Here is a 12,787-nt window from a genome sequence, read left to right as displayed (position 1 = left end):
GGCGAACCGTGGCTAAACAATCCCTGATCCAGCGCGAACTCAAGCGCGACAAGCTCGTCGCCAAGTACGCCGCCAAGCACGCCGAGCTCAAGGCCGCTTCCAACGACATGAGCAAGAGCGACGAAGAGCGTGCCCAGGCCCGCCTCGGCCTGCAGAAGCTGCCCCGCAACGCGAACCCGACCCGTCAGCGCAACCGCTGCGAGATCACCGGTCGCCCGCGCGGCACGTTCCGTCAATTCGGTCTGGCCCGCGCCAAGATCCGCGAACTGGCTTTCAACGGCGACATCCCCGGTGTCACCAAGGCCAGCTGGTAAGCCAGGCAGGAGCAAACAACATGAGCATGAGTGATCCCATTGCCGACCTGCTGACGCGCATCCGCAATGCGCAGATGGTGGCGAAGCCCACGGTGTCGATCCCGTCTTCCAAGGTGAAGGTCGCGATCGCACAGGTGTTGAAGGACGAAGGTTACATCGACGGATTCCAGGTCAAGACCGAAGACGGCAAGTCCGAACTCGTCATCGAACTGAAGTACTACGCCGGCCGCCCCGTCATCGAACGCATCGAACGCGTGAGCCGTCCCGGCCTGCGCGTCTACAAGTCCAGCACGACGATCCCGCAGGTCCAGAACGGACTCGGCGTCGCTATCGTCACGACCCCGCAAGGCGTGATGACGGATCGCAAGGCCCGCGCCAACGGCGTCGGCGGCGAAGTCCTGTGCTACGTCGCCTGACCGAGACATCGAGGAGAAACTGAAATGTCCCGAGTAGGAAAAATGCCGGTCGCCATCCCCGCAGGCGTGGATGTGTCGGTCAAGGACGACCAGATCAGCGTCAAGGGTACGGGCGGCACGCTCAACCTGGCCCGCAATGCCCTGGTCAAGGTCGTCAGCAACGACGGCAAGCTGAGCTTCGAGCCCGCCAACGATTCGCGTGAAGCGAATGCGATGAGCGGTACCCTGCGCCAGCTGGTCAACAACATGGTGGTCGGTGTCACGAAGGGCTTCGAGAAGAAGCTCAACCTCGTGGGCGTCGGCTACAAGGCTGCTGCGCAAGGCACCAAGCTGAACCTGCAAGTGGGTTACTCCCACCCGGTCAACATCGACATGCCGCAAGGCATCACGGTGACCACGCCGACCGCGACCGAAGTCGTGATCAAGGGTGCGGACCGTCAACGTGTCGGTCAGATCGCCGCCGAGATTCGCGCCGTCCGTCCGCCCGAGCCCTACAAGGGCAAGGGCATCCGGTATTCGGACGAGAAGATCGTGATCAAAGAGACCAAGAAGAAGTAAGGGCAGCCATGACAACGTTGACCAAAAAAGCACAGCGTCTGCGCCGCTCGCGTCAGACCCGCATCCGCATCGCGACGCAGGGCGTGGCCCGTCTCACGGTGAACCGTACCAACCTGCACATCTACGCCACCGTCATCTCCGACGACGGCACCAAGGTGATCGCCACGGCATCGACGGCCGAAGCCGAACTGCGTACGTCGCTGGGTGGTTCGGGCAAGGGCGGCAACGCCGCTGCCGCCACTGCGGTGGGCAAGCGCATCGCCGAGAAGGCCAAGGCCGCCGGCGTCGAGAAGGTGGCGTTCGACCGCGCAGGTTTCGCCTACCACGGCCGTGTCAAGGCCCTGGCCGAAGCGGCTCGCGAAGCCGGCCTGCAGTTCTAACCGGACACGAGATACAAAATGGCAAAGATTCAGGCAAGAACGCAGAACGAAGGCCCCGAAGACGGTCTTCGCGAGAAGATGATCGCGATCAACCGCGTCACCAAGGTGGTGAAGGGTGGTCGTATCCTCGGTTTCGCGGCGCTGACGGTCGTCGGCGACGGCGACGGCCGCGTCGGCATGGGCAAGGGCAAGTCCAAGGAGGTGCCCGCCGCCGTGCAGAAGGCGATGGAAGAGGCCCGCCGCAACTTGGCGAAGATCTCCATCAAGAACGGCACGCTGCACCATCGCGTGACGGGCCATCATGGCGCCGCTTCGGTCGTCATGATCCCGGCTCCCAAGGGCACCGGCATCATCGCCGGCGGCCCGATGCGCGCCGTGTTCGAAGTCATGGGCATCACCGACATCGTGGCCAAGAGCCATGGTTCGTCGAATCCCTACAACATGGTTCGCGCCACGCTCGACGGCTTGAAGAACTCCACGACGGCCTCCGAAGTCGCTGCCAAGCGCGGCCTCACCGTCGAAGAGATCTTCGCCTGATCGGCGATCACGTACACGGAAGCATCGAAATGACGACGCAAGAACAAACCCTCAAGGTGCAGCTCGTGAAGAGCCCGATCGGCACTAAGGAATCGCATCGCGCGACGGTGCGCGGCCTGGGTCTGCGCAAGCTCAACAGCGTGAGCGAACTGCAGGACACCCCCGCCGTGCGCGGCATGATCAACAAGATCAGTTACCTGGTCAAAGTGCTCTGACAAGAGTCACCGGAAAGACGCATATGGAACTCAATGGCATCAAGCCGGCAGCCGGCGCCAAGCACGCCAAGCGCCGCGTCGGCCGCGGCATCGGTTCGGGTCTGGGCAAGACCGCCGGTCGCGGTCACAAGGGTCAGAAGTCGCGTTCGGGCGGCTTCCACAAGGTCGGCTTCGAAGGCGGTCAGATGCCGCTGCAGCGCCGCCTGCCCAAGCGCGGTTTCAAGTCGCAGACGCTCAAGTACAACGCCGAAGTCACGCTGACGTCGCTGGAAAACCTCGGCCTGGCCGAAGTCGACATGCTGGCGCTGAAGCAGGCCGGTCTGGTCGGCCAGATGGCCAAGGTCGTCAAGATCATCAAGACGGGCGAGCTGACCAAGGCCGTCAAGCTGACGGGCATCGGCGCCACCGCCGGCGCCAAGGCCGTGATCGAAGCTGCCGGCGGCAGCGTCGCCTGAACCCGGACTGAAAGAAGGCTTCTGTGGCAACCAACGCAGCAACGCTCGCAAAGACAGGCAAGTTCGGTGACCTCCGTCGCCGGCTGGTCTTCTTGCTGCTCGCGCTCGTGGTCTATCGGATCGGTGCGCACATTCCCGTGCCCGGCATCAATCCGGACCAGCTCGCTCAGTTGTTCCAGGGCCAGCAGGGCGGCATCCTGAGCCTGTTCAACATGTTCTCCGGTGGCGCGCTGTCGCGCTTCACGGTGTTCGCGTTGGGCATCATGCCGTACATCTCCGCATCGATCATCATGCAATTGATGACCTATGTGCTTCCCACCTTCGAGCAATTGAAGAAGGAAGGCGAGTCCGGACGGCGCAAGATCACGCAATACACGCGTTACGGTGCACTGGGTCTGGCCTTGTTCCAGTCGTTCAGCATCGCCGTGGCATTGGAGTCGTCGGCCGGACTGGTGATCGCTCCGGGCTTCGGTTTCCGCATCACCGCGATGATCAGCCTGACGGCCGGTTCCATCTTCCTGATGTGGCTGGGTGAGCAGATCACCGAGCGTGGCTTGGGCAACGGCATTTCGATCCTGATCTTCTCGGGCATCGCCGCCGGCCTTCCCAATGCCATCGGTGGATTGCTGGAGCTGGTCCGCACGGGTGCGATGAACGTGCTCGTGGCGATGTTCATCGTGGCGGTGGTCGTTCTGGTGACGTACTTCGTGGTGTTCGTCGAACGTGGCCAGCGCAAGATCCTCGTGAACTATGCGCGTCGCCAAGTGGGCAACAAGGTGTACGGCGGCCAGTCGTCGCACCTGCCGCTGAAGCTGAACATGGCTGGCGTGATCCCGCCGATCTTCGCGTCGTCGATCATCCTGCTGCCGGCGACGGTGGTGGGCTGGTTCAGCGCCGGCGAGAGCATGCGCTGGATCAAGGACATCGCCAGTGCCCTGACGCCGGGACAACCGATCTACGTGCTCCTCTACGCGGCAGCCATCGTCTTCTTCTGCTTCTTCTACACGGCGCTCGTGTTTAACAGCAAGGAGACGGCGGACAACCTGAAGAAGAGCGGTGCGTTCATTCCGGGCATCCGTCCGGGTGACCAGACCGCGCGCTACATCGACAAGATCCTGGTCCGGCTGACGCTGGCGGGTGCGGTGTACATCACCTTCGTCTGCCTGCTGCCCGAGTTCCTGATCCTGAAATACAACGTGCCGTTCTATTTCGGTGGAACGTCCTTGTTGATCATCGTGGTCGTCACGATGGATTTCATGGCCCAAGTGCAGAACTACATGATGTCGCAGCAATATGAATCGCTGCTCAAGAAGGCGAACTTCAAGTCATCGTAGGACCGATTGTCGGTATCGATTCCGAGGCTGCGGACAGGCGGCCACATTAAACAGTTTTAGGAGAATGAAATGAGAGTTTCGGCTTCGGTCAAACCCATCTGCCGTAATTGCAAGGTCATCCGTCGTAAGGGCGTGGTGCGTGTGATTTGCACCGACCCGCGCCATAAGCAGCGCCAGGGTTGATTGAGAGTATTAGAGGACGAACATGGCACGTATTGCTGGCATCAACATCCCGCCGCACAAGCACGCTGAGATCGGCCTGACGGCCATCTTCGGCATCGGTCGCACCCGCGCCCGTCAGATCTGCGAAGCGAGCGGCATCGAATATTCCAAGAAGATCAAGGATCTGACGGACGCCGATCTCGAGAAGATCCGCGACCAGATCGCTCTCTTCACGATCGAAGGCGACCTGCGCCGCGAGACGACGATGAACATCAAGCGCTTGATGGACATCGGCTGCTATCGTGGTTTCCGTCATCGCCGTGGCCTGCCGATGCGCGGCCAGCGCACGCGCACCAACGCCCGCACCCGCAAGGGTCCGCGCAAGGCTGCGCAGTCCCTGAAGAAATAAGGATTGAAACAGCATGGCTAAAGCTCCTGCCAACAACGCCGCACAGCGCGTCCGCAAGAAGGTTCGCAAGAACGTCGCGGACGGCATCGCCCACGTGCATGCCTCGTTCAACAACACGATCATCACGATCACGGACCGTCAGGGCAATGCGCTGTCGTGGGCGTCGTCGGGTGGCCAGGGTTTCAAGGGCTCGCGCAAGTCGACGCCTTTCGCAGCCCAGGTCGCTTCGGAAGTGGCAGGTCGTGCCGCTGTTGAACAGGGCATCAAGAACCTCGACGTCGAGATCAAGGGCCCCGGCCCGGGTCGCGAATCGTCGGTGCGCGCCCTGGCCGCGCTCGGCATCCGGATCAATTCGATCGCCGACGTGACGCCCGTGCCGCACAACGGTTGCCGCCCGCAGAAGCGCCGCCGCATCTAAGGCGTCGGACGCAACGCGCAGTCCGCTTCATCGCGGCTGCGCATTTTGTTTTCAACAACAAGCCCACCGCCATCGGCAACGCGCCGGATGGCTCCCGCGGCCCTCCCGCGGCAGATGACATAAAAGGAAGATCAAGTGGCACGCTATCTCGGCCCCAAGGCCAAACTCTCCCGCCGCGAAGGCACCGACCTGTTCCTGAAGAGCGCCCGCCGCTCCATCCAGGACAAGGCCAAGTTCGACTCGAAGCCCGGCCAGCACGGCCGCACCTCCGGTCAGCGCACGTCCGACTACGGCCTGCAGCTGCGCGAGAAGCAGAAGGTCAAGCGCATGTACGGCGTGCTCGAGAAGCAGTTCCGTCGTTACTTCGAGGAAGCCGATCGTCGTCGTGGCAACACCGGCGCCAACCTGCTGTTCCTGCTGGAATCGCGCCTGGACAACGTCGTCTTCCGCATGGGCTTCGGTTCCACCCGCGCCGAAGCGCGCCAGCTCGTCTCGCACAAGGCCATCACGGTCAACGGCCAGTCGGTGAACATTCCTTCTTACCTGGTCAAGACCGGTGACGTCGTCGCCGTGCGCGACAAGTCGAAGAAGCAGAACCGCATCGTCGAAGCGCTCCAGCTGGCACAGCAGGTCGGCATTCCGGCCTGGGTCGAAGTCAACGCCGACAAGGGCGAAGGCACCTTCAAGAAGGTCCCGGATCGCGACGAATTCGGCGCCGACATCAACGAATCGCTGATCGTCGAACTGTATTCGCGTTGATTTGCTGCAGCACGCACCTCCCGGTGCGTCATGTTTTTGTTTCTGTTTCGTTCCTGGCGCATGCGAGCCGTGCGCCGGGCGCTTCGCCAGCCTTACCGGTGTAACGAACCGGGGGTATTGAGAGGAAGTCCGCATGCAAACCACCCTGCTGAAACCCAAGACCATCCAGGTCGAGCAACTTGCCGCCAACAAGGCCAAGGTGACGCTGGAACCGTTCGAGCGCGGTTACGGCCACACGCTCGGCAACGCGCTGCGTCGCGTGCTGCTGTCGTCGATGGTGGGTTATTCCGCCACCGAAGTGACCATCGCCGGCGTGCTCCACGAGTACTCGTCGATCGACGGTGTCCAGGAAGACGTCGTCAACATCCTGCTGAACCTCAAGGGCGTGGTGTTCAAGCTCCACAACCGCGACGAAGTGACGTTGAGCCTGCGCAAGGACGGTGAAGGCGCCGTCACGGCATCCGACATCCAGACGCCGCACGACGTCGAGATCATCAATCCCGACCACGTGATCGCGCACCTGTCGCAAGGCGGCAAGCTCGACATGCAGATCAAGGTCGAGAAGGGCCGTGGCTACGTGCCGGGCACGATGCGTCGCTATGCGGACGAACCGACCAAGTCGATCGGCCGCATCGTCCTCGATGCCTCGTTCTCGCCGGTCAAGCGCGTGAGCTACACGGTCGAGAGCGCCCGCGTCGAGCAGCGCACCGACCTGGACAAGCTGCTCATCGAGATCGAGACCAACGGCGCCATCACCGCGGAAGACGCGGTCCGTGCCTCGGCCAAGATCCTGGTGGAACAGCTCGCCGTGTTCGCGCAGCTCGAGGGTGGCGAACTCGCCGCGTTCGATGCACCGGCACCGCGCAGCGCCCAGCAGTTCGATCCGATCCTGCTGCGTCCGGTCGACGAACTCGAACTCACGGTCCGCTCTGCGAACTGCCTGAAGGCCGAGAACATCTACTACATCGGCGATCTGATCCAGCGTACCGAGAACGAGCTGCTCAAGACCCCCAACCTGGGTCGCAAGTCGCTCAACGAGATCAAGGAAGTGCTCGCCTCGCGCGGCCTGACCCTGGGCATGAAGCTCGAAAGCTGGCCGCCGGCCGGCCTCGACAAGCGTTGATTTTTTCGGCGGCTCGCAGGAGCCGCAGTGCACCGGGCAGTACCTGACACGGCTGCCTGTTTTTATAAAGTAAAGGAAAGCACCATGCGTCACGGACACGGACTCCGCAAACTCAACCGCACCAGCTCGCACCGTCTCGCGATGCTGCAGAACATGATGAACTCGCTCATCGAGCACGAAGTCATCAAGACCACCGTTCCCAAGGCCAAGGAACTGCGCCGCGTCATCGAACCGATGATCACGTTGGCCAAGAACCCGACGCTCGCGAACAAGCGTCTCGCGTTCGACCGCCTGCGCAGCCGCGACAGCGTCGTCAAGCTCTTCGGCGAACTCGGCCCGCGCTACCAGGCGCGTCCAGGTGGCTACACCCGCATCCTGAAGATGGGTTTCCGCGTGGGCGACAACGCCCCGATGGCGCTCGTCGAACTGGTGGATCGCCCTGAAGTGTCGGAAGAAGAAAATAATCAGCAAGACGCTGCAGAATAAGATATAATTCCATCTTGCCGCGCGATGGAGCAGCCTGGTAGCTCGTTGGGCTCATAACCCAAAGGTCGCAAGTTCAAATCTTGCTCGCGCAACCAATCGAAGGGCCCTGTTTTTGACAGGGCCCTTTTTCTTTGGTCGTTCCTCGAGCCATTCGAGCCGATGCATCGCCTGCATCCGCGACGCCCGATACGCCGATGGGCGAGGGCGGTTGTTTTTCCGTCGATGTCTGTCTCTGCGGCAGGTCAGCAAGACCCGGTCTGTGCCTGCATGGACCGACGCTCAATGCGTGTACGCTCGGTTTTCGATCTTTTCTCGAAGAACCATCAGACATGCTCTACCGATTCAAATCCCAGGCGACCGCCGACGTGGTCATGCTCGAACCCAATGCCCGCCAGTTGCTCGACGTGATCGGCAAGACCCCTGGGGCCCAGGGCATCGTCACGGTGGACCAGATGCCGGCCGCCATTTCCGCGCTCGAGACCGCCATCCGCCGGGAACTCGACAACGGCAAGCACAACCACGACGCCCTGGCCGCCGAGGACCACGACGAGGTCGCCGAGCGCGAGCACGTGGGCCTGCACCAACGCGCCGCGCCGTTCCTCGACATGCTCAAGCGCTCGCATGCCGAAGGGCGGGACGTGGTCTGGGGCGTCTGAACCGGGCGCTCGAACAAAAGCCGGGGGAAACGGTCTCCCGTCTCCCCCGGCCTGGAGGCCGGCACCGCCGCGTGGGGCGCCGTGTCAATCGGCGTAGGCGCCGGCGGCCTTCACCACCGGACCGAAGCGGGCGACCTCGGCCTGCACGAACTTCTTGTGCTCGGCCGGTTCCATGCGCTTGTCGGTCACGACGACCGCGCCGAGCGCTTCTTCCTTCTTGATGAATTCCGGATCCTTGAGGGCCACCTTGAGCGCGTCGTTGAGGGTCTTGAGCACGGCCGGCGGCGTTCCCTTGGGCGCGTACAGACCGTGCCAGATGGTGACCTGGAAGTTCTTCATGCCCGACTCGTCCAGCGTCGGGATGTCCTTGAGTGCCGGCGTCGTCAGGCGCTTGAGGGTCGTGACCGCGTAGGGCTTGACCTTCTTGCCCTCGATCTGGCTGGTGGTATTGGTGGTCTGATCGCACAGCAGGTCGATCTGACCGCCGAGCAGGTCGGCGATGGCCGGTGCGGTGCCCTTGTACGGCACCGTCGTCATCTCGGTCTTGAGTTCGCTCTGGAACAGCAGACCGCACAGGTGCGATGCCGAGCCCACGCCGGCGTTGCCAAGGTTCACCTTGGAGCCGTTCTTGCCGATCCAGTCGCGCAGCTCGGTCATGTTCTTCGCTTCGAGCGTCGGTTTGCCGATGAGCGTCATCGGCACGTCGTTGATCATGCCGAGGTATTCGAAGTCCGTCTCGTAGTTGTAGGGCAGCTTGCGGAACAGCACGGGCGTGGTGGCCATGCCGACGTGCGTGAGCAGCAGCGTGTAGCCGTCGTTGCGCGCGCGAGCGACCTTGGCATTGCCGATCGTGCTGCCGGCGCCGGCCGCGTTGTCGACCACGATGCTGATGCCGCCGAGCGGCTTGCGGATCGCCTCGGCCAGATCACGCGCCACACGGTCGGTGGGGCCGCCGGCAGCGAAGGGCACGACGATGGTGATGATCTTGTCCTTGCCCGGGAAATCCTGGGCATGGGCGCCGACGGCAGCGGCAGCGGCAGCGATGGCGGCGAGGGCGAACAGTTTCTTCATGGCATTCCCGGAGGTCAAAAGGCCGCGATCTTAGAGGTCGATCCGATCCGCGAAGCTCCTGATAAGCCCCTATGAAGACCCCCGGCGCCGTGGGGTCTGGCATCCGATCCGACGGTCCTTCATCGGTCCCGGACGACAGGGCGAGGATCTCGTTCCGCCTAGTGTGATGTGCTCTTTCCGCCGTGTCTTGCCCGCCTGGGCCAGAGAAGCGCGCGGCTTGCCGACGACATCTCTCCAAGGAGCCCCTGAATGGCCCGATCCTCCTCCACCGCTTCCAAGCGCCCCATCACGCCGGCCTCGAAGGACGGCGACACGAAGGCCCTCGTCGAGAAGCAGACCGCCATCCAGCGCCGCCAGGACGCCAAGGACCGCGCCGCCGCGCCTGCGAAGAAGAGCAAACGCGCCGTACAAACCGGCGCGCGCGTCCAGCCGGTCGAGCTGCCACCCGAGCACCAGACCAAGCCCGGCGACGAGCGCGACATGGCATTGCGTCCCCGTTTCACGGCGCCCGGCTACCAAGGGAGCCAGAAGCTGCAGGGCATGAGCGCCATCGTCACCGGCGGCGATTCGGGCATCGGCCGCGCGGTCGCGGTGCTGTTCGCGCGCGAGGGCGCCGACGTCGCCATCGTCTACCTGAACGAGAAGGCCGATGCCGAAGACACCCGCGCCGCGGTCGAGGCCGAAGGCCGGCGCTGCCTGCTGATTCCCGGCGACGTGCGCCGCTCGGCGTTCTGCAGGAAGGCCGTCGAGCGCACGGTGAAGGCCTTCGGCAAGCTCGACATCCTGGTCAACAACGCGGCGTTCCAGATGCATGCGGATTCGATCGAGGACCTGACCGACGAGCGCATCGACCTCACGCTGCAGACCAACGTCGGCGGCTACATCCGCATGGCCCAGGCCGCCGTGCCGCACCTGAAGCGCGGCAGCTCGATCATCAACACCGGCTCGCGCACCGGCCTGAGCGGCAGCAGGAATTTGCTGGACTACTCGGCCACCAAGGGCGCGATCCATGCGTTCACCAAGGCCTTGGCGATCAACCTGATCGACCAGGGCATCCGCGTGAACGCCGTGGCACCGGGACCGGTCTGGACGCCGCTGAACCCGGCCGACAAGAAGCCCGCCGACGTGAAGAAGTTCGGTCGCGAGACCGCGTTCAAGCGCGTCGCGCAGCCGGAGGAGCTGTCCCCGGCCTACGTGTTCCTGGCCTCGCCGGCCTGCGCCAGCTACATCACCGGCATCGTGCTGCCGGTGACGGGCGACATCGGCGCGATCTGAGGATCGGCCGGCAGGCGAAGCGCCCGGTGCTCCGTCACGCAGGGCGCGAGGGCCGTTTCACTGGTAGCTGCGCGCGTCCTCGATCACCCGGCCGTCGTTGGGCAGGCTGCCCGGCGCGACGCATTCGACCGCGCAGCGCAGGCGCGTGACGTCGCGCACGGCGTCGGCGATGCGCCCGGCCAATGCCGGATCGTCCATCGCCTCGACCTTCAGCGTCATGCGGTCGTCGGCCATCTCGCCCTCGACCACTAGGCGTGCCCGGGCCGTCACCAGTTCCGGGAAGCGCCGCAGCACGGCGGCGACCTGGCCCGGGTGCACGAACATGCCGCGCACCTTGGTGGTCTGGTCGGCGCGACCGAGCCAGCCGCGGATGCGTGTGTTGGTCCGTCCCGTGGGGCAGGGGCCGGGCAGCACGGCCGACAGGTCGCCGGTGCCGAAGCGCACCAGCGGATAGGCGCGGCCGAAGGTGGTGACGACGACCTCGCCGACCTCGCCGTCGGGCACCGGGTCGCCGGTGCCAGGGCGCACGATCTCCAGCAGCACGCCCTCGTCGAGCACCAAGCCCTCGCGCGCGAGGGTCTCGTAGGCGACGAGGCCCAGGTCGGCCGTGGCGTAGCACTGCAGGGCCGTCACGCCGTGCCCGGCGAGCCAGTCGCGCAGGCTCGGCGGGAAGGCCTCGCCCGACACCAGCGCCTTGGTCAGGCCCGACAGCGCGAGGTGCGCGGCGGCGGCCTTCTCGATCAGGATGCGCAGCAGGCTCGGCGTGCCCATGTAGCCGGCCGGATGGAGGTCGGCCATGGCCTCAAGCTGCTGCTCGGTCTGACCGGTGCCGCCGGGAAAGACGCTGCAGCCCAGGGCGTGGGCGCCGCTCTCCATGATCGAGCCGGCGGGCGTGAGGTGGTAGCTGAAGCCGTTGTGGATCAGGTCGCCGGCGCGGAAGCCCGCCGCGTGCAGCGCGCGGGCGGTGCGCCAGGGGTCGCGACCGGCGCCCTCGGGCTCGTAGATCGTGCCGGGACTGGCGAACACGCGCGGCATCGACGGGCCGCGCGCGACGGCGGCGAAGCCGCCGAAGGGGTCGCTCGCGCGCAGCCGCTGCTGCCGCGCCAGCAGGTCGGACTTGCGCGTGACCGGCACGGCGGCGAGCGCCGCGCGCGTGGTGACGGCGGCGGCGTCGACGCCGGCCAGGATCTCCGCGAAGGCCGACGTGGCCGACCGCGCATGCGCCAGCTGCGCGGGCAGGGCGTCGAGCAGGGCGGCCTCGCGCGCGGCGGGATCGCGCGTCTCGAGGGCGTCGTAGAAATCGCTCATGCCAGCCACCGCTTCCTGCGCTTGTAGCTCTTGACGTCGCGGAAGCTCTTGCGGTCGGCGCCGCCCATGCCGAGGTAGAACTCCTTGACGTCCTCGTTCTCGCGCAGGCCGGCGGCCGGGCCGTCGAGCACCACGCGGCCGCTCTCCAGGATGTAGCCGTGGTCGGCGAAGCGCAGCGCCATGGCGGTGTTCTGCTCGGCGAGCAGGAAGGTGACGCGCTCCTTCTCGTTGAGGTCCTTCACGATGGCGAAGACCTCCTCGACGATCTGCGGCGCCAGGCCCATCGAGGGCTCGTCGAGCAGCACCATCGTCGGCTCGGCCATCAGGGCGCGGCCGATGGCGCACATCTGCTGCTCGCCGCCGGAGGTGTAGGCGGCCTGCGAGGTGCGCCGCGTCTTCAGGCGCGGGAAATAGGCGTAGACCTTCTCCAGCGTGCGGGCGATGGCGGCCTTGCCGTCGGTGCGGGTGTAGGCGCCGGTCATGAGGTTGTCCTCGATGCTCAGGTGAGCGAAGCAGTGGCGGCCCTCCATCACCTGCACCAGCCCGCGCCGCACCAGCGCCGAGGGCGTGAGCGCCTCGATGCGTTCGCCGCGCAGCTCGATCGTTCCCTTGGTGACCGCGCCGCGCTCGCCCGCGAGCAGGTTGCTGATCGCGCGCAGCGTGGTCGTCTTGCCCGCGCCATTGCCGCCCAGCAGCGCCACGATGCCGCCCTCGGGCACCGACAGCGACACGCCCTTGAGCACCAGGATCACGTGGTTGTAGATGACCTCGATGCCGTTGACGTCGAGAAGGATTTTGGACGTATTCATGAAACGGTGGCTGTCACTCGCCTTCGGGAAACACCGCGGCACCGGCTTCGCCGGGCCGCTGGTGTTGCCCCCGGCGAGGGGGGTTGGCGAAGCGACACGAAG

At 64.8% G+C, this 12,787-nt stretch carries 19 protein-coding genes and 1 tRNA gene; 17 read left to right on the top strand and 3 right to left on the bottom strand.

From position 1 onward, the window contains the following. The first annotated feature begins 8 nt into the window (after positions 1–8). From rpsN to ABID77_RS18770, 16 genes are all read left to right on the top strand, one after another. Entirely contained in the window at positions 9–314 is a 306-nt protein-coding gene (gene rpsN / locus ABID77_RS18845; RefSeq protein WP_296313545.1) for a 30S ribosomal protein S14, read from the top strand. Positions 315–334: 20 nt separating this feature from the next. Then, positions 335–730 carry a 30S ribosomal protein S8 gene (rpsH, locus tag ABID77_RS18840; RefSeq protein WP_429599066.1) on the top strand — a complete coding sequence of 132 codons (396 nt, stop codon included), beginning with the start codon at positions 335–337 and terminating at the stop codon, positions 728–730. Between the two features lie 24 nt (positions 731–754). Next, on the top strand, positions 755–1,288 hold the full coding sequence (gene rplF / locus ABID77_RS18835) for a 50S ribosomal protein L6 (RefSeq protein WP_296313548.1): 534 nt from the start codon (positions 755–757) through the stop codon (positions 1,286–1,288). An 8-nt stretch (positions 1,289–1,296) separates the two neighbouring features. After that, positions 1,297–1,668 carry a 50S ribosomal protein L18 gene (gene rplR, locus ABID77_RS18830; protein WP_429599063.1) on the top strand — a complete coding sequence of 124 codons (372 nt, stop codon included), beginning with the start codon at positions 1,297–1,299 and terminating at the stop codon, positions 1,666–1,668. An 18-nt stretch (positions 1,669–1,686) separates the two neighbouring features. Next, positions 1,687–2,205 carry a 30S ribosomal protein S5 gene (rpsE, locus tag ABID77_RS18825; protein WP_124959016.1) on the top strand — a complete coding sequence of 173 codons (519 nt, stop codon included), beginning with the start codon at positions 1,687–1,689 and terminating at the stop codon, positions 2,203–2,205. Positions 2,206–2,234: 29 nt separating this feature from the next. Beyond that, positions 2,235–2,420 carry a 50S ribosomal protein L30 gene (rpmD, locus tag ABID77_RS18820; RefSeq protein WP_296312453.1) on the top strand — a complete coding sequence of 62 codons (186 nt, stop codon included), beginning with the start codon at positions 2,235–2,237 and terminating at the stop codon, positions 2,418–2,420. Positions 2,421–2,443: 23 nt separating this feature from the next. Further along, positions 2,444–2,875 carry a 50S ribosomal protein L15 gene (gene rplO, locus ABID77_RS18815; RefSeq protein ID WP_296313550.1) on the top strand — a complete coding sequence of 144 codons (432 nt, stop codon included), beginning with the start codon at positions 2,444–2,446 and terminating at the stop codon, positions 2,873–2,875. A gap of 23 nt (positions 2,876–2,898) precedes the next feature. Continuing rightward, a complete protein-coding gene (secY, locus tag ABID77_RS18810) occupies positions 2,899–4,209 on the top strand; it encodes a preprotein translocase subunit SecY (RefSeq protein WP_296313552.1) in 1,311 nt (436 codons plus the stop codon). 69 nt (positions 4,210–4,278) lie between these two features. After that, the gene (gene rpmJ / locus ABID77_RS18805; RefSeq protein ID WP_017760906.1) at positions 4,279–4,392 is read left to right on the top strand and encodes a 50S ribosomal protein L36; all 114 of its coding nucleotides are present in this window, start codon (positions 4,279–4,281) and stop codon (positions 4,390–4,392) included. A gap of 22 nt (positions 4,393–4,414) precedes the next feature. Continuing rightward, on the top strand, positions 4,415–4,780 hold the full coding sequence (gene rpsM / locus ABID77_RS18800) for a 30S ribosomal protein S13 (RefSeq protein ID WP_013544105.1): 366 nt from the start codon (positions 4,415–4,417) through the stop codon (positions 4,778–4,780). Positions 4,781–4,793: 13 nt separating this feature from the next. Further along, positions 4,794–5,198, top strand: coding sequence for a 30S ribosomal protein S11 (gene rpsK / locus ABID77_RS18795; RefSeq protein WP_009124825.1), 405 nt, complete (start codon positions 4,794–4,796; stop codon positions 5,196–5,198). A 135-nt stretch (positions 5,199–5,333) separates the two neighbouring features. Then, on the top strand, positions 5,334–5,957 hold the full coding sequence (rpsD, locus tag ABID77_RS18790) for a 30S ribosomal protein S4 (protein WP_333507729.1): 624 nt from the start codon (positions 5,334–5,336) through the stop codon (positions 5,955–5,957). Between the two features lie 133 nt (positions 5,958–6,090). Further along, positions 6,091–7,080, top strand: coding sequence for a DNA-directed RNA polymerase subunit alpha (locus ABID77_RS18785; protein ID WP_296312465.1), 990 nt, complete (start codon positions 6,091–6,093; stop codon positions 7,078–7,080). An 84-nt stretch (positions 7,081–7,164) separates the two neighbouring features. After that, positions 7,165–7,566: a 50S ribosomal protein L17 gene (gene rplQ, locus ABID77_RS18780; protein WP_333507728.1), complete on the top strand. Its 402-nt coding sequence runs from the start codon at positions 7,165–7,167 to the stop codon at positions 7,564–7,566. An 18-nt stretch (positions 7,567–7,584) separates the two neighbouring features. Further along, positions 7,585–7,661 (top strand) — tRNA-Met (locus ABID77_RS18775). 234 nt (positions 7,662–7,895) lie between these two features. Next, positions 7,896–8,222, top strand: a complete 327-nt coding sequence (locus tag ABID77_RS18770; RefSeq protein ID WP_429599061.1) for a DUF1840 domain-containing protein — start codon at positions 7,896–7,898, stop codon at positions 8,220–8,222. Between the two features lie 84 nt (positions 8,223–8,306). Here the strand turns inward: ABID77_RS18770 and ABID77_RS18765 are convergent, their stop codons facing one another. Next, positions 8,307–9,293: a tripartite tricarboxylate transporter substrate-binding protein gene (locus ABID77_RS18765; protein ID WP_429599058.1), complete on the bottom strand. Its 987-nt coding sequence runs from the start codon at positions 9,291–9,293 to the stop codon at positions 8,307–8,309. Between the two features lie 249 nt (positions 9,294–9,542). On the opposite strand from ABID77_RS18765, the gene ABID77_RS18760 reads away from it, so the two are divergent. Then, a complete protein-coding gene (locus ABID77_RS18760; RefSeq protein WP_429599056.1) occupies positions 9,543–10,568 on the top strand; it encodes an SDR family oxidoreductase in 1,026 nt (341 codons plus the stop codon). A 57-nt stretch (positions 10,569–10,625) separates the two neighbouring features. Here the strand turns inward: ABID77_RS18760 and ABID77_RS18755 are convergent, their stop codons facing one another. Continuing rightward, positions 10,626–11,876, bottom strand: a complete 1,251-nt coding sequence (locus ABID77_RS18755; RefSeq protein ID WP_429599054.1) for a phenylacetate--CoA ligase family protein — start codon at positions 11,874–11,876, stop codon at positions 10,626–10,628. Further along, positions 11,873–12,685, bottom strand: coding sequence for an ABC transporter ATP-binding protein (locus ABID77_RS18750; protein WP_429599052.1), 813 nt, complete (start codon positions 12,683–12,685; stop codon positions 11,873–11,875). Before ABID77_RS18750 ends, ABID77_RS18755 begins: the two co-directional genes overlap by 4 nt. Positions 12,686–12,787 lie beyond the last annotated feature (102 nt).

It is taken from the genome of Variovorax sp. PvP013, assembly GCF_050435945.1.
Classification (GTDB): domain Bacteria; phylum Pseudomonadota; class Gammaproteobacteria; order Burkholderiales; family Burkholderiaceae_C; genus Variovorax.
The sequence above is the reverse complement of the archived record's forward strand: the minus strand, read 5'-3'. Positions and strand labels throughout refer to the sequence as shown.